14 protein-coding genes are annotated in these 15853 nt (G+C 74.9%); 7 read left to right on the plus strand and 7 right to left on the minus strand.

Going from position 1 to position 15853, the window contains the following annotated elements:
- Window positions 1–14 precede the first annotated feature (14 nt).
- A complete protein-coding gene (locus ACWEVP_RS33455; RefSeq protein WP_452066552.1) occupies window positions 15–2927 on the plus strand; it encodes a beta-galactosidase in 2913 nt (970 codons plus the stop codon).
- Between the two features lie 184 nt (window positions 2928–3111).
- On the opposite strand, the gene ACWEVP_RS33460 is transcribed toward ACWEVP_RS33455, so the two are convergent.
- The 3 genes from ACWEVP_RS33460 to ACWEVP_RS33470 form a co-directional block, all read right to left on the minus strand.
- The gene (locus tag ACWEVP_RS33460; RefSeq protein WP_452066553.1) at window positions 3112–3978 is read right to left on the minus strand and encodes a manganese catalase family protein; all 867 of its coding nucleotides are present in this window, start codon (window positions 3976–3978) and stop codon (window positions 3112–3114) included.
- 156 nt (window positions 3979–4134) lie between these two features.
- A complete protein-coding gene (locus tag ACWEVP_RS33465) occupies window positions 4135–6258 on the minus strand; it encodes a BTAD domain-containing putative transcriptional regulator (protein WP_452066554.1) in 2124 nt (707 codons plus the stop codon).
- 233 nt (window positions 6259–6491) lie between these two features.
- Complete coding sequence (locus tag ACWEVP_RS33470; protein ID WP_452066555.1) at window positions 6492–6836, minus strand: cupin domain-containing protein; 345 nt, start codon at window positions 6834–6836, stop codon at window positions 6492–6494.
- Window positions 6837–6873: 37 nt separating this feature from the next.
- On the opposite strand from ACWEVP_RS33470, the gene ACWEVP_RS33475 reads away from it, so the two are divergent.
- Both ACWEVP_RS33475 and ACWEVP_RS33480 read left to right on the plus strand, forming a co-directional pair.
- Window positions 6874–7470: a TetR/AcrR family transcriptional regulator gene (locus tag ACWEVP_RS33475; RefSeq protein WP_452066556.1), complete on the plus strand. Its 597-nt coding sequence runs from the start codon at window positions 6874–6876 to the stop codon at window positions 7468–7470.
- A gap of 121 nt (window positions 7471–7591) precedes the next feature.
- The gene (locus ACWEVP_RS33480; RefSeq protein WP_452066557.1) at window positions 7592–8101 is read left to right on the plus strand and encodes a DUF2231 domain-containing protein; all 510 of its coding nucleotides are present in this window, start codon (window positions 7592–7594) and stop codon (window positions 8099–8101) included.
- A 4-nt stretch (window positions 8102–8105) separates the two neighbouring features.
- Here the strand turns inward: ACWEVP_RS33480 and ACWEVP_RS33485 are convergent, their stop codons facing one another.
- The 3 genes from ACWEVP_RS33485 to ACWEVP_RS33495 all read right to left on the minus strand — a co-directional run bounded on the left by ACWEVP_RS33485 (window position 8106) and on the right by ACWEVP_RS33495 (window position 11115).
- Complete coding sequence (locus ACWEVP_RS33485) at window positions 8106–8507, minus strand: hypothetical protein (RefSeq protein ID WP_452066558.1); 402 nt, start codon at window positions 8505–8507, stop codon at window positions 8106–8108.
- Window positions 8508–8566: 59 nt separating this feature from the next.
- Window positions 8567–9430 (minus strand): universal stress protein, encoded by an 864-nt coding sequence (locus ACWEVP_RS33490; RefSeq protein WP_452066559.1) that lies wholly within the window; start codon window positions 9428–9430, stop codon window positions 8567–8569.
- Between the two features lie 491 nt (window positions 9431–9921).
- A complete protein-coding gene (locus ACWEVP_RS33495; RefSeq protein ID WP_452066560.1) occupies window positions 9922–11115 on the minus strand; it encodes an MFS transporter in 1194 nt (397 codons plus the stop codon).
- Between the two features lie 106 nt (window positions 11116–11221).
- Here ACWEVP_RS33495 and ACWEVP_RS33500 point away from each other — a divergent pair, with 106 nt between their 5' ends.
- Both ACWEVP_RS33500 and ACWEVP_RS33505 read left to right on the plus strand, forming a co-directional pair.
- Window positions 11222–12103, plus strand: coding sequence for a LysR family transcriptional regulator (locus ACWEVP_RS33500; protein WP_452066561.1), 882 nt, complete (start codon window positions 11222–11224; stop codon window positions 12101–12103).
- A 32-nt stretch (window positions 12104–12135) separates the two neighbouring features.
- Entirely contained in the window at window positions 12136–13095 is a 960-nt protein-coding gene (locus ACWEVP_RS33505) for a TIGR01777 family oxidoreductase (RefSeq protein ID WP_452066562.1), read from the plus strand.
- Here the strand turns inward: ACWEVP_RS33505 and ACWEVP_RS33510 are convergent.
- Window positions 13088–14110, minus strand: coding sequence for a PucR family transcriptional regulator (locus ACWEVP_RS33510; protein WP_452066563.1), 1023 nt, complete (start codon window positions 14108–14110; stop codon window positions 13088–13090). The genes ACWEVP_RS33505 and ACWEVP_RS33510 overlap by 8 nt on opposite strands.
- 104 nt (window positions 14111–14214) lie before the next feature.
- Between ACWEVP_RS33510 and ACWEVP_RS33515 the strand changes: the two genes are divergently transcribed.
- Both ACWEVP_RS33515 and ACWEVP_RS33520 read left to right on the plus strand, forming a co-directional pair.
- A complete protein-coding gene (locus tag ACWEVP_RS33515) occupies window positions 14215–15171 on the plus strand; it encodes an alpha/beta hydrolase (protein WP_452066564.1) in 957 nt (318 codons plus the stop codon).
- Between the two features lie 37 nt (window positions 15172–15208).
- Window positions 15209–15853, plus strand: a 645-nt coding sequence (locus ACWEVP_RS33520) for an NAD(P)-dependent oxidoreductase (protein ID WP_452066565.1), incomplete at its 3' end; no start/stop codon positions are given.

The following is a 15853-nucleotide window of genomic DNA, read 5'->3' on the forward strand; positions in this document are numbered from 1 at the left end:
CCCGGAGGTCCACCATGCCGCGCAGCCGCGGGAGCACGCGCCGCTTGCCCGCCTTGGTCTTCGCTTTGCTCGTCACGGCGGGGCTGTGCGCCACGCCCGCGTCGGCGGAGGAGCCCGTGCGCGCGAAGCACCAGGTCACCTTCGACAAGTACTCGCTGCTGCTGGACGGCCGCCGCCAGGTCGTGTGGTCCGGCGAGTTCCACCCGTTCCGGCTGCCCAGCCCGGACCTCTGGCGCGACGTGCTGCAGAAGATGAAGGCCACCGGCTACACCGCGGTCTCGGTCTACTTCGACTGGAACTACCATTCGCCGGCGCCCGGCGTGTACGACTTCGGCGGCGTCCGCGACATGGACCGCGTGCTCGACCTCGCCGCCGAGGCCGGGCTGTACGTCATCGCGCGCCCGGGACCGTACATCAACGCCGAGGTGACCGGCGGCGGGTTCCCGGCGTGGCTGAGCACCCAAGCCGGGCGGGCGCGCGGCGACGCGCCGGACTACCTCTCGGCGGCCGACGAATGGCTGTCGCGGATCGACCGGATCATCGGGCGGCACCAGTACACCGACGGCCGCGGTCCGGTGATCCTCTACCAGATCGAGAACGAGCTGGCGGCGACCGGCACCGCGCAGCGGAACTACGTCGCGCACCTGAACGACAAGGTCCGGGCCGACGGCATCACCGTCCCGATCTTCCACAACGACAAGGGCCGCAACGGCATCTGGGTCCCCGGGGACTCCGGCGTGCCCGGCACGGTGCCGGGCAAGGTCGACCTCTACGCCTTCGACGGCTACCCCGGCGGCACCTGCCGCACCGACGCGACGCCGGGCAGCCCGAACGCCGCGCCGGACTGGGGAACCTACGGGCCGGGCGGGGCCAAGGGCGGCGCGAGCGCGTCCCCGAACACCCCCGGGTTCGTCGCGGAGTTCGGCGGCGGCTGGTTCGACTACTGGGGCAGCAACGGCACCTACCCGTGCACGGCCGTCCGGCAGGGACCGGGCTACGAGCGCGTCTTCTACGGCACGAACCTGGCGAACGGCCTGACGCTGCAGAACTTCTACATGACCTTCGGCGGGACGTCGTGGGGCTGGTTGCCCGCGCCGGTCGTCTATTCGTCGTACGACTACGGCGCGGCGATCGACGAAGGACGGCAGCTGCGGCCGAAAGCGCTGACGATGAAGGAACTGGGCTACTTCCTCGCCACGGTTCCCGACGTGGCCGAAATGGACCGCGGGGATCCGGTGACGCCGTCGTCGGCCGCGGTGAAGGTCTACCACAACGTCAACCCGGACACCGGTGTGCACCTGTACGTGCCGATGCACTCACCGTCCAACCTGACGACGGACGACAGGTTCACCTTCCCACTGTCCACACCGGACGGTACCTACACCGTTCCGCTGCGGGTCAACGGCCAGGACGCCAAGCAGCTGGTGGCGAACTTCGACGTCGCGGGCCAACACCTGGTCTATTCGACGTCGGAGCTGATGGCCCGGACCGCCGGAACCGTGCTGCTGCACGGACGACCGGGTGAGGACGGCGAAACGGTGCTGCGGTACCCGTCGCGACCGCGCGTGGACGTCCTCGCCGGGGACGTCGGGACCAGCTGGTCCGGGAACGACCTGAAGCTCGCCTACCGGCACGAGGGGCTCGCGCGGGTCCGGATCAGCGGGGGCGGCCGCCCGGCGGTGACGCTGCTGCTCGCCGACGACGCCACCGCGGGCACGTTCTGGTCGGTGTCGGGCCTGCTCGTGCGCGGGCCGGACCTGGTGCGGACCGCGCAGGACGGCGGCTCGCTGACCGGGGACACGAAGGGCACCAGGGACCTCGAGGTGTGGGGCGCCCGCGGCCCGGTCGTCCGGTGGAACGGCGCGGTGGTGCCGATGCGGCCGACGACGTCCGGCAGCCTGCTGGCGGTCCGGCCGCTGCCCGGCCCCGCCGACCCGCGGTTGCCGGAGCTGACCGGCTGGCGGTCCGCGCCCGGCTCCCCGGAGTCGGCACCCGGCTACGACGACGCGGCGTGGGCCGTCGCGGACAAGACGGCGACGAACAGCACGACGCCACCGCCGGCCGGGCAGCCGGTCCTGACGGCGGACGACTACGGCTTCGGCACCGGCGACGTCTGGTACCGCGGCCGGTTCACGGGGGCGCCGGGGGACCAGGTCGGCCTGCGCTACGGCGGGGGTGGTGCCGGGATGGTGCAGGCGTGGCTGGACGGGGAGTACCTCGGCGAGAACGTCCTGCCGTCCGCGCTCGCCGCACCGCCGACCACCGGCACCGCGACGTTCCCGGTCCCCGAAGGACTGCGCGGGGACGGTCCGCACGTGCTGTCGGTGATGGTGCGCGACAACGGCCACAACGAGGACGGCGGCGTCAACGACGCGCACAAGGAGGGCCGCGGGCTGATCTCGTCGTCGCTGACCGGGGTGACGTGGAAGCTCCGGGGCGGGACGGCCGACCCGGTGCGCGGGCCGCTCAACAACGGCGGTCTCGCGGGTGAACGCGCGGGCTGGACCCTGCCGGGGTTCCCGGACCGCGGCTGGCCCCCGGCGACGGTGCCCTCGGCCACGGCCGAGCCGGGGACGACGTGGTACCGCACGACGTTCTCGCTGACCGTGCCGGCGGGGCAGGACACGTCGGTGGGCCTGACGCTCGGCGACCCGGCGCGGCCGCGTTCCGGCGGGCACCACCGGGTACTGGTCTTCCTCAACGGCTGGAACGTCGGCCAGTACGTCGCGGACGTGGGGCCGCAGCACACGTTCGCGCTGCCGAACGGGATCCTCGACCCGCACGGCCGCAACACCCTGGCCTTGGCGGTGACCAGCGACGGCGGCACCGGGAACGGGCTGGAGCGGGTGGCACTGACCGACCTGGGCTCGGCGCGCGGGGGCGTCCCGGTCCGGCCGGTGTCCTCAACGGGGTGGCGGCCGTGGTGACCACGTCGTTCACCGCATCCGGCGCGCGACGAGCTGGCCCGCCTCCAGGACCAGGTCGCGAGGCGGCCGCGTCACGACGGCGTGGGCCGGACCGCCGGCTCCCCACGAGCGGCCGTCGCGCGGCAGCCGGAGGCGGGAGACGGAAGGGCCCGGCGCGGCGCGCGGGACGCGCCGGGCCCTCCGGTCACTTCAGCTTCTTCTTCACGGCCTTGGCCTTGCCCTTCGCGGTGCCCTTGGCGTCCTGCAGCGGAGCGTAGGTGCCGTAGAGCGCCGGGTCGGGCTTCGGCGCGGTGCCGGGACCGCCGAGGGGTTCGGGATCCATCAGGTACTCGATGCCCGCGTCGGTCGTCCAGCTGCTGCCCTTGGCGCCGTCCGGGCCGTCGGACAGGTGCCAGATCGTGTGGTTGTGGGTCTGGTCTTCTTCGTCGAGCAGGGCGTTCGGTGCGATTTCCTCCTCGAGCCCGTCGGCCTTCAGCTCTTCGATGGCGGCCAGCCACTGCTTCTGGTGCACCGTGTCGCGGGCGAGGTTGAACTTCAGCATCGCCTTGACGCCGGGGTCGTCGGTCATGTTGTAGAGCCGCGCGGTCTGCAGGCGGCCCTGGGCTTCGGCGGCGGCGTTGGCGCGGAAGTCGGCGAGCAGGTTGCCGGAGGCGACGATGTACTTGCCGTTCCAGGGAGTGCCGTTGCTGTCGGCGGGCAGCGCGCCGCCGCCGGCGACGATGGCCTGCTGCGGGTCCATCCCGCCGATGACGGCGGCCATCACCGGATCCTCGACGGCTTCGGCGGTGGCGGTGGCGGGCGCGCCTTCCAGCAGCCGCGCGACCATGGTGGCGAGCATTTCCACATGCCCGATCTCCTCGGTCGCGGTGTCCATGATGAGGTCCTTGTACTTGCCTTCGATGCGGCAGTTCCAGCCCTGGAACAGGTACTGCATCGTGACGGTCATTTCGCCGTAGGCGCCGCCGATGAGTTCCTGCAGCTTGCGGGCGTAGACGGCGTCGGGCTTTTCGGGCTTGGCTTCGAACTGGAGCAGCTTCGTGTGACGGAACACGCGCGGATGGCCTTTCTTCGGCGCCGGTGGTTCCCGGGCGGAACCGGTGGCCGGAAGCCACCGCATTCCCGGGCGCCGGGGTGATAACCACGGCAACGGCTGTTTTCGGCACTGTCTCGGCCGCCGGCGATCGGACCGCCGGGCCGCGCCCGGCCGTCACCGGCCCTGATCGTCGAAGGTGCGGGCCTCCTCGTCCGCCGCCGCCCGTTCCTGCTCCGCCGCCGGCGCGTCACCCACGCCGCCGCGCCGGACGAGCGCCTCCGCGTGGCGGCGGCGGGAGAACACCACCGCCGGCCAGTGGGCCAGCGCCAGGTTGTGCTGGACCGCCGCCCGCAGGTGGGCGACCGCGCGGTCGAACTCGCCCGTCGTCAGCGCCGCCGTGCCCAGCGGGTAGTGGATCGACCCGAAGCATGCGATCGCCAGGCTCGCCATCGCCGGCAGCTGCGCGAACGGGCGAAGCAGCTCGGCCACCCGCGCCGCGGTCGCGGCGTCGTCGAGGAGGTAGGCCGTTTCCGCGGCCCCGCACAGGGAAACGAGGTACGTGCTCGACCGCGGCAGCGCCCCCAGGTCGTCGCCGCACAGGCGGGCCAGCGCGCCCGCGGCCGTGCGGCGGTCGCCCGCCGAGGCGGCCGCCACGGCCAGCGCCGCGTAGTACGAGTTGTCCCTCGCGCTGAGCGTGGGGGAGTGCATCAGCCCGTCGAGCACCGGGACCAGGTCGCCGAGCCGGCCCTGGAACCACCGGATCGCCACCAGCTGCGCGCCGTACCAGCCCAGTGCGTCGACGTCGCCGGCCGCCTGCCCGAGTTCCGCGCAGGCCCGCGCGCCCTGTTCGGCCTCGCGGAACCGGCCGGCCCGGATGGCGAGCATGACTTTCATGGCGTCGGCGACGAACCCGGCCGCCAGGTGCTTCCGGGCGGCCAGCAGATCGTCGAGCTCGCCGAGCATCCGCTGCGCGTGCGGGTCGCCGGCCAGGAACAGGTCGACGGTTTCCCACAGCACGCCCATCACGAGGTCGGTGCGCCGCCCGGACCGGGTGCTCACCCCGACCAGCTCGGTGGCCAGGGTGTGCCGCGCGGCCGTGTGGTCGGGGCCGAGCAGGCAGTGGTGGGCGATGCTCAGCGCCTCGGCGTGCGCGACCGGGTCGCCGCCCGCCCGCGTCCGCTCGACGACGGCCAGGATCTTCTCGTGCGTCCCGGCTTCGTAGTCCTCCTCGCCGGCGAGCCGGGTCCGCAGCCGCTGGGCCAGGGGAGACGCCGGGTCGAGCCGTTCGAGCGCGTACCGCAGCCGCGTCCGCAGCAACGCCGACGTGGCGGCCGTCCGGTGTTCGTGCACCCAGACCCCGCCGAGGCCCAGTGCCGCGCGGGCGAGCGCGTCGGTGTCCCCGGCCTGTTCGGCGCGGCGGTAGGCGGTCTCGAGGTGCTCGCGGCTGGTGCGCAGGTCGCCGTCCTCGAGCAGGGCGTGCTCCCCGGCGGCGAGCGCGTCGTCCGGGACGGTCGCCACGACCCCGGCCCGGACCGCGAGCAGCCCCGGGTCGTGGGCGAGGACCTGCCGGTGCACCTGCGCCAGCACCGGGGACGGCTCCACCCCGGACGCGGTGACCAAGCCGTGCCTGGCCCGGCGGAACGCCTCCAGCGCGTCGCCTTGGCGCCCGGCGCGGTAGAGCGCCGTCATCAGCTGCGCCCACAGCCGTTCGTGCCCGGGGTAGGCGGCGGTCAGCGCTTCCAGCTCGGCGATCAGCCCGGCGTCCTCGCCGAGCGCGAGGTCGGCGTCGATTCGGTCCTGGACGGCGTTGTGGCGCAACCGGTCCAGCCGCATCCCTTCGGCCTTCAGGGTTTCGACGCCGTCGAACTCCTCGTACGCGTTTCCCCGCCACAGCGCCAACGCCGCGGCCAGGTGCTCGCGCGCGGCGCCGGGCTCACCGGCCGCGAGCGCGCGCCGGCCCTCCGCGGCGAGCTGCTCGAACCGTGCGGCGTCGAGGGCTTCGGGCGCGATGTGCAGCACGTAGCCCGGCGGGCGGGTCAGGATCAGGTGCGGGTCCACGGATCCGCGCAGCCGCGAGAGGTAGGTCCGGACGGTGCGGTCGGCGTGCTCGGGTGGCCGTTCGCCCCACAGCGCGCGGCCGAGCGCGGGGACGCTCACGACGCGGCCCGCCTCCGCGGTCAGCACGGCGAGCAGGGCCCGCAGCCGCGGACCGCCGACGTCCCGTGGCGCGCCGCCGATCCGGACCTCGAACGGTCCCAGCACTCCCAGGTCCACTCCGCCGGTGGTGTTCCCGACCATCCCCGCCTCTCCGCCGCGGACGCGTCCGCGCTCAGGCGTACAAGAGCGCGGTGGGGCGCGCGAGATACGTCGACAGGAAGGAAAAGGGGCGTCGGCGAACTGTCGACGGTCGGGGCCGGGCCCGCCCGCGACCGGTCAGCGGAGGTGACTGCCCTCGGTTGTCCGGGAGGGCGGCCGGGAAACCCGCGATTCTGTGCCTGGTAAGGGTTTTCCGGTGGGGAAACCGCTCCGGGTCACGATCCGGCGGGCCCCAGGGCGGAGCCCGCCGCGGCCGTGCTCCCGGGCTCCTTGAGTTCGACGAAAAAGGCGTGGCTGGGCGTGTCGCCGACGTTTTCCCCGGCGTGTTCCTGCGCCGCCACCCAGCGCGCCTCACCGGCGGTGAGGTCGACGAGCACCTCGCGGCCGCCCGTGGAGATGCGGCGGCTGAAGGAGCCGAGGGTGATCATCACGGTGTCCGGGTGCCGGTGCGGCGCGGTGCGGTCGCCGGGCCGGTCGCGGTATTCGAGGACCCGCACCCGGTCGTTCTCGAGGACCACGCGGTAGAGCTCGGGGTTCGTCTCGGCCGGATCACCGGTCATGGCAGCCTCCTTTATGGGACTTGAGTACCATGATGGCATGGAAGTGCCATATGAGTCCACGGGCCGGCGCCGGCAGAAGGGCCGGACCCGGGCGGCGCTGGTGGAGGCCGCCCATGAGCTGCTGGCGCGGGGGGACGCCCCGACGGTCGAAGACGCGGCGACGGCGGCCGGGATCTCCCGCACGACGGCGTACCGGTACTTCCCCAACCAGCGCGCGCTGCTGCTCGCGGCGTACCCGCAGATCGACGCCGACGCGGGCCTGCTCCCGGCGGACGCGCCCGCCGACCCCGCCGCGCGCCTGGAGCTGGTGATGCGCGAGTTCCTCGCGTTCACGGTCCGCTGGGAGCCCCAGCTGCGCGCCCAGCTGCGGCTGTCGCTGGAACCGGGCGCGCGGCAGCCGGTGCTGCGCGGCGGCCGGGCGATCAAGTGGATCGAGGAGGCGCTGGCACCGCTGGCCCGAACCCGTCCGGAGCTCGACGTGCACGGCCTGGCGGTCGCGATCCGCTCGGCGACGGGGATCGAGTCGCTGGTGTGGTTGACCGACATCGGCGGGCTGGACCGCGAACGGGCGGTGGAGGTGCTGGCGGCCTCGGCGCGGGCGATCTTCCGGGCCGCCGTCGAGCCGGTGGGGTGAGCGTGGACCGGTCGCGCCGGTCCGGGGAGGCGGGCACCGGAGGCCGCCCGCTCGCCGATCCACGCCCGTGACCAGGCACTACCGACGGAGTAACGTCGTGCGGGCTCCGTCGAGAAGGGACGTGAGGACCGTGCCGAACCCGTACCTTCGCCTGCTCGGCCGGGCCGAGCGATCGCCCGCGCTGGACCGCCTCGCGCGCCTCGCCGACCGGCCGGCCCGCGGCCTCGTCGCGCGGGAACCGCTCCGTCGGTTCTTCGCCGGGGACGCCACCGGCGTCCCGCTGCACCTGGTGGTCAAGGACGCGCCGTTCGGGGCCTGGTTCATGGCCCAGTTCCTCGACCTCTACCCGGATTCCCGCCGCGCCGCCCGGCGCTTGGTCGGGCTCGGCCTGCTCGGCGCCGCGCCGGCCGCGGTCACCGGCTGGGCCGAGTGGGCGGGCTGCCCGGACGCCACCCGCCGGGTCGGCGTGCTCCACGCGGCGGCGACCGGTGCCGCCACCGCCGTCTTCTTCGCGTCCTGGGCCACCCGCGCGCGGGGCCGGGAGCGCACCGGCATCCGGTTGAGCCGGTGCGGCGCCGCGATCCTCGTCGCCGGCGGCTTCCTGGGCGGCCACGTCGGCCGCGGCCGGTGACGGTCTAGGTGATCGGCACCGTCGCCGTGCAGGACGTCGTGCCGTTGTCGAACTTCGTGGACGCCGTGCCGCGTGCGGTGGCCGGGATCGCCAGTCCCGTCGGCAGGCTCTGGGTGCCGTTCGTCGCCGGGCCGGTCCGGCTGTAGACCGCGTGCGTGCCCAGCCCGTCGGTGTAGGAGATCCGCAGCGTCTGGGTGCCCGAGTCCCCGATGTACGGCCCCGACGTCGTGATCGAGCCGATCGGGTGGTGGTAGCCGCCGGACGTCTCGTAGCGCAGCGTGAACGTCCCGCCGAAGTCGCCGGCGCGGCAGGTGCTGGTGACCTGTTTGACGGTCGCCGCCTGGGCGGGGGCCGCCAGCGCCGTGGCCAGGATCGCGACGAGCCCGGCTCGCACCACTGTCTTCATCTGTTCCTCGCTCTCGGTCCCCGCCATCCTGCCGCGTCCGGCTTCCGTCGCGCTTCCGCTCAAAGGGCGGTGCGGACGAGCAGGACCGGGCACGCCGCGTGGTGCAGCAGCGCCTGGCCGGTCGAGCCGAGCAGCAGCCCGGGGAAGCCGCCGCGCCCGCGGTCGCCGACGACGACCAGCTGGGCGGCGCCGCTGCGGTCGACCAGCTCGCGTCGCGGGTGGGCGTGGACGACGACCTCCTCGACGGCGACGTCGCCGGTGTCGTGGTCGTGCAGCCGCTCGCCGAGCAGCCGCCGCCCCGCGTCGCCGACGCACCGCGGGTCCGGCCGCGGCGGCGGGGTGTCGGTCCAGGCGTGCAGGACGACCAGGGGCGCGCGGCGGGCGCGGGCTTCGGCGAGGGCCGCCGCGAGCACCCGCGTGCCGGCTTCGCTGCCGTCGATGCCGGTGACGACCGGCCGCTCGCCCGCGCCGGGTTCGTCCCAGCTGTCCCCGCGGACGACGACGGTGTCGCAGCGAGCGTGCGTCCCGAGCGCCGCGGCGACCGAGCCCGCGAGCAGGCTGGTGAGCCTGCCGTGCCCGGCGGCGCCGACGACGAGCAGGGAAGCCGTGCGCGACGCCTCGATCAGGGTCTGGGCGGCGCGGTCGGGGTCGAGCCGGGTGGCGGCGTCCGGAACCCCTTGCGCGGCAGCGAGTTCCCGCGCGGTCCGCAGCGCCCGCCGCCCCCGGGCGCGCAGCGCGTCGATCATCTCCTCCGGCGGCGGCACGACCCCGCCCGCGAGCAGCGCGGGAACGTCGAGGGCGTGCACGATCTCCAGGGGCGCGTCCCGCAGGCAGGCGGTCCGCGCGGCCCACCGGACGGCGTCCAGGGACTCGGCCGACCCGTCCACCCCGGTGACGATCGGCGGCGCGGCTGCAGCGGTCATCCGCCGACTGTAAGCCCGCGGGCGGGGCGGGCGGGGCCGATCAGCCGGGCTGGTGGCTGTGGGAGTCGGGGGTGGGGCGGGTCGGCCAGCCGAGTAAGCCGAGTTCCGGCGCCGCGAAGCCGGCTGGCGCCACCGGCTCCGGCATCGCGGGCTCGGTCAGCCGGGCTGGCCGGCGTGGGGGCCGGGGGTGCGGCGGGTCGGCCAGCCGAGTTCCAGCATCGCGGACCCAGCCACCACCACCGGGGCCGGCGGCATCGCGGGCCCGGTCAGCCGCGCCGGTCGGCGTGGGAGCCGAGGGTGCGGCGGGTCGGCCAGCCGAGTAAGCCGAGTTCCAGCATCGCGGACCCGGCTGGCACCACCGGCTCCGGCATCGCGGGCCCGGTCAGCCGGGCTGGCCGGCGTGGGACCCGGGGGTGCGGCGGGTCGGCCAGCCGAGTTCCAGCATGGCGGACCCAGCCACCACCACCGGGCCGGCGGCATCGCGGGCCCGGTCAGCCGCGCCGGTCGCCGGGGGAGCCGAGGGTGCGGCGGGCCGACCAGCCGAGCAAACCCAGCTCCAGCGCCGCGAACCCGGCCACCACCACCGTTCCGGACGCCACGAGCAGCGCCAGCCCGGTCAGCAGCACCGGCAGCACCAGCCCCGCGTAAGCGGCCAGGAACAACGCGGCCAGGACCTCGCCCCGGGTGAGGTCGTCCGCGAGCGCGGCCACCGTCGCGACCGCCGCGCGGAAGCCCAGCCCGAACCCCGCCCCGGCCAGGGCGCTCGCCGCGAAGAACAGCGGCACCGACGCCGCGAACGCCAGCAGCACCAGCCCGGTGCCCATCAGCGCGTACGCCAGCCGCAGCTGGGAGGCCGTATTCAGGCGCGCCAGCCCGATCTGCGCGAGCGCCGCGCTGCCCAGCATCGTGAACGGCGCCAGCCCGGCGAGCAGACGGGAGGGTTCGTGCAGCTCGTGCGCCAGCAACGTCGGTGCCAGTGCCATGAACAGCCCGCTGAGCGCGAAAGCCGCGAACGCGCCGATCGCCGCCCCGGCGAACGCGGACCGGGCCGCGGCCGGCAGGGAAAGCCGCTGGGGCCGGTAGGCCGGGCGCTCCTCCCGGCGTTCGACGGTCTCCGGCACCAGGCTGACCACGGCCGCCTCGCCGAGCAGCACCACCAGGAAGACCGCGAACGGCGTGTGCAGCGGCTGGTCGGCGAACCGGGCGAAGAGCCCGCCCACGAGTGGACCGAGCGCCAGGCCGCCGGCGTTGACGACCGTCGCGGCGAGCCTGGGCCGGGCCTGCGCGCGCAGCTCGGACAGGTGAGCGGTGGCGGTCGCGGTGACTACCCCGATCCCGGCGCCGCTCACCAGCCGGGCGACGATCAAGCCGGGCACCTCGGGCCACAGCAGGAACAGTGCCGCGGAAAGCGCCTCGGCCAGCAGCCCGGCGACGAGCACACGGCGGCGGCCGAGCCAGTCGCTGACGTGCCCGGCCAGGTACAGGCTCAGCATCACGCCGACCGCGTACGCGGCGAAGACGACGGTGACGAGGAACGCCGGAAACCCGTCCCGCTGCTGGTAAAGCGCGTACAGCGGGGTCGGGACGGTGGAGAACGCGAGCGCCGTCGCGAACGCGACCGCGACGACGCGGAACCCCCAGCCACGGCTCATCCGGAGCCGGGCGGGGGCGAGGGTGACGGACATCGGGACCTTCCGGGACGTCGAGGGATCTTCCGACGTCCACGATGTCCCCGCCGACTCAGCAAGTCCAACGAAAAGTCCTGGCCAGAGTTATCGCTACGATCGATGAATGGAGACGCGTCAGCTCGAGTACTTCGTCGCCGTGGCCGAGGAGCTCAGCTTCACCCGGGCCGCCCGGCGGATGTTCGCCGTCCAGTCGACCGTGTCCGCCGCCGTGCGCGCCCTGGAAACCGAGCTCGGCACCAAGCTGTTCGACCGGTCCACCCGCCGCGTCGCGCTTTCGGCGGCCGGCGCGGCGTTCCTGCCCGAGGCCAAAAGCGCGATCGAGGCGCTCGAACGCGCCCGCGCGACCGTCCAGGAGGCGTCGGAGGGCCTGCGCGGCAGCCTGCGGATCGGCACGCTCACCTCGATCGGCGGGGTGGACCTGCCCGGGCTGCTCGGGGCGTTCCACCGGCGGCACCCGCGCGTGGACATCCACGTGACCGTGTCGCTCACCGGCTCGACCGGGCTGGCCGAAGAGGTCCGCCAGGGCCGGCTCGACGTCGCGGTGGTGGGCCTGCCCGAAGCCGACCTCGCCGGGCTCGACGTCCTGCGCGTCGACACCCGGCCGTTCGTCGTGCTGCTGCCGGAAACCCACCCGCTGGCGGGCCGGCGCGCGGTCCGTCTCGCCGAGCTCGCCGGCGAGTCCTTCGTCGACACCCCGCGCGGGTTCGGCAACCGGGTCGCCATGGATCGCGCCTTCGACGCTCTGGGGTCGCCGCGCCGGGTCACCGTCGAGGTCGCCGACCTGCGCACCGTGCCCGGGTACGTCACGGCCGGGCTGGGTGTCGCGGTCGTGCCGGACCTGCCCGCGCCGGCCGGGCCGGGCGTCGTCGTGGTGCCGCTGTCCGGTGCCGGCCTCGACTGGCCGCTCAACGTCGTCACCTCGGCCGCGAAACCGCCGAGCCGCGCGCTGAGAACGCTGCTCGACCTCTTGGCCGCCGATATTTGAACGCGTTCAAAAACTTCGGTACGGTGGGGTTCGTGAAGGTCGTGATACCCGGCGGGACCGGGCACCTGGGGCGAGTGCTGAGCCGCGCGTTCGCCGGCCGCGGCGACGAGGTCGTCGTGCTCACGCGGCGGGACGCCGCACCGGAGGCGGGCGTGCGCCACGTCCACTGGGATGGGCGCGCCGCGGGGCCGTGGGCCGCCGAGCTCGACGGCTGCGACGTCGTGCTCAACCTGGCCGGCCGGTCGGTGCACTGCCGCTACACCCGGGCGAACCTGCGGGAGATGTGGACCTCGCGGATCGACTCGGCGCGGGTCGTCGGCGGCGCGATCGAACGCGCCGCGCGCCCGCCGCGGGTCTGGCTGCAGATGAGCACGGCGACCGTCTACGCGCACCGCTTCGACGCCCCGAACGACGAAACCACCGGCGTCCTCGGCGGCGGGGAGCCGGGCGTGCCCGCCTACTGGGCCTACAGCGTCGACCTCGCGCGGGCGTGGGAGCGCGAGCAGGAGGCGGCGAACACCCCGCGCACGCGCAAGGTCGCGCTGCGGACGGCGATGGTGATGAGCCCCGAGCCCGGCGGCGCGTTCGCGATGCTGCTGCGGCTCACCCGCCTCGGCCTCGGCGGCCCGGTCGCGGGCGGCGCGCAGTACCTGTCGTGGATCCACGAGGACGACCTCGTCCGCGCGCTCGACTTCCTCGTCGCGCGCGACGACCTGAGCGGGCCGGTCAACCTGGCGGCCCCGGAACCGTTGCCGTACCGGGACTTCATGCGCGCGCTGCGCGCGGCGGCCGGTGTCCCGTTCGGACTCCCGGCGACGAGGTGGCTGGCCGAGATCGGCGCGTTCGCGCTGCGCTCGGACACGGAACTGCTGCTCAAGAGCCGGCGGGTGGTGCCGGGCCGGTTGCTGGACGCCGGATTCGCCTTCGAGCACCCGTACTGGCCGGCCGCGGCGGAAGACCTGGTCCGCCGTCCACAGAGGACGTTCAGCTGACTTCGCCGTTGTCCCGCAGCCGCCGCAGCATCAGGGCGAGGTGCAGCCGGAACCGGCCGGCGGGGGAGTCGAGTTCGAAGCCGAGGACGGCTTCGGCGCGCGCCAGCCGGGCCGGCATCGTGCTGTGGTGGCGGTGCAGCACCGCCGCCGCCTTGCGGGCCGAGCCGGTGGCGCACAACGCGTCGAGCGCCGACAGCGTGTCCGCGCCGTGGGGTTCGGCCGCCAGCCGGTCGAGGGCGCGCACGTCCGGCAGGTCGGCGAGATCGTGGCCGTCGAGCAGCGCGCCGAGCGCGCCGAGACTGCCCAGGCGCTCCCACCACACGACCGGCTCGGTGTCCGAAGTGAACCGCAGCGCCGTCCGGGCGGCCGTCCAGGAGCGGGCCGCGTCGAGGGCGGGCAGCTCCGGGCCGATGCCCGCCCGGCCGCCGCCGGGGAACCGGTCCGGGACGGCTTCGGCCAGGATCGCGCGCACGCCGCCCAGCGGGACCGACCGCCCCGCGAGCCCGTCGACGCCGGTGCCCGCCAGCACGCGCAGCCGGGCCGACGGCGCGATGCCCAGCAGGTGCAGGGCCCGGGACCGCTCGGCGGTGCCCGCGTCGGCGGACAGCACCAGCTCGACGAGCGCGGGGTCGCCGAGTTCGGGCCGCGGCACGCCGTTCTGCTCCAGCAGGACCGCGGTGGCGATGGCGAACCGTTCGAGCAGCATGTCGTCGAGCGGGAGGGGCGCGCCGTCGCGGGCCACCCACACCTCGACGCCGCCCTCGAGCCGGCGGACGGCCGCTCCCGCCGGTGCCGTGCCCGGCGTCGCGACGGCCCCGCCCGGCTCCGCCCGCAGCGACGTCCCCTGCCCCGGCGCGTGCACGCCGACCCGGCAGCCGGCGAGCTCGGCCGTGCTGCGCACGAGCGCGTCCAGGCCGGCCCGGCCGGTGATCAGGCGGTCGAAGAACCCGATCACCCGCACGGCGTTCTCGGCGTCGGCGTCGAGCCCGGACAGCCGCAGCAGCAGCCCCTTCATGCCGCCACGATAGGCGCGCCCGCCGCCGGATGGCGAGGTCCGCACGCCCAACGCCCGCCGCGTGGCGGTGGCCGCGACCGCGTCCCGCGGCCGAAGATCGGGTCATGACCTACGCGATCGATCCCGAGCTGCTGCCCTGGCTGGACATGCTGCCGGGCGTGACCCTGACCGACTACGACGCCCTGGTCGCCGCGCGCTCCTCGATGAGCGAGGTGGGCGACGTCCTGCCGGCCTACGAGCCGGTGCACCCCGTCGACGTCCGCGACACGACCGTGCCCGGGCCGTCGGACGCGCCGGAGGTCCCGGTGCGCGTCTACTCCCCGGCGAACCGCACCGGCGCGGTGCCCGGCCTGCTCTACATCCACGGCGGCGGGTTCGTCCTCGGCGACCTGGACATGTTCCACGCCTCGCTGCTGCGGCTGGTCGACGAGCTGGGGATCGTGGTCGTGTCGGTCGACTACCGGCTCGCCCCCGAGCACCCGTTCCCGGCGCCGGTCGAGGACTGCTACGCGGCCCTGCAGTGGGTCGAGGCCAAGGCGGCGGAGCTGGGCATCGACCCGGCCCGGCTCGGGGTGGGCGGCGAAAGCGCGGGCGGCGGCCTGTCGGCGGCGGTCGCGCTGCTGGCGCGCGACCGCGGCGGCCCGGCCCTGTGCTTCCAGTACCTCGGCATCCCGGAGCTGGACGACCGCCTGGGCACCCCGTCGATGACGGCCTACACCGACACGCCGCTGTGGAACCGGCCGAACGCGGTGTTCAGCTGGACCAGCTACCTCGGCGCGGAACCGGGCGGCGACGGGGTTTCGCCGTACGCGGCCCCGGCCCGCGCCACGGACCTGGCCGGGCTGCCGCCCGCGTTCGTCACGACGTGCCAGTTCGACCCGTTGCGGGACGAGGGGATCGAGTACGCGCGACGCCTCGCGCACGCGGGCGTGGCGACGGAGCTGCGGCACTACCCGGGCACGTTCCACGGCTCGGGCATGGTGGAGACGGCGGCGATCTCGCGCCGGATGTTCGCCGACGAGGTCGACGCCCTGCGCCGCGGCCTGCGCGTGACCGGCTGACCGCGCGATCATGGGGGCTCTCGTGGAAGGAGCCGCCGTGACTTCGGTCGGACTGCTGCACCCCGGCGCGATGGGCGCCGCCGTCGGAGCGGTGCTCACCCGCGCCGGGACCCCGGTCTCCTGGGTCGCGGCCGGGCGAGGGCCCGCGACGCGCCGCCGCGCCGGAGAAGCCGGGCTGACCGAGGTGCCCGACGTCGCCGCGCTGGCGGGGTGCGACGTCGTCCTCAGCGTTTGCCCGCCCGCCGCCGCGCTCGAGGTCGCCCGCGCGGTGGCCGCCGGCGGGTTCGGCGGCGTCTACCTCGACGCCAACGCCATCAGCCCCGGGCACGCCGAGCAGGTCGAAGCGCTGTTCGGCGGGAGGGCGACGGTCGCCGACGGCGGGATCGTCGGACCGCCACCACGGTCGGCCGGGACCACCCGGCTCTACCTGTCGGGGCCCGAACCCGCCGTCACGCGGCTGGCGGAGCTGTTCGCGGACACGCACATGCGGCCCGTCGTGCTGGCCGGCCCGGTCGGCCGCGCGTCGGCGCTCAAGCTCGCCTTCGCCGCCTACAACAAGCTCACCTTCGCCCTCGCCGCCCAGTCGTACGCACTGGCTGCCGGTCTCGCGGAACGGGCCGAGGAGTGGCTCGCTCAGGCGAAGGACGCCGTGCTCGAAGCCTTTCCCGACGCCGAAATCGTC

The sequence above is a fragment of the Amycolatopsis sp. NPDC003865 genome, from assembly GCF_053605345.1.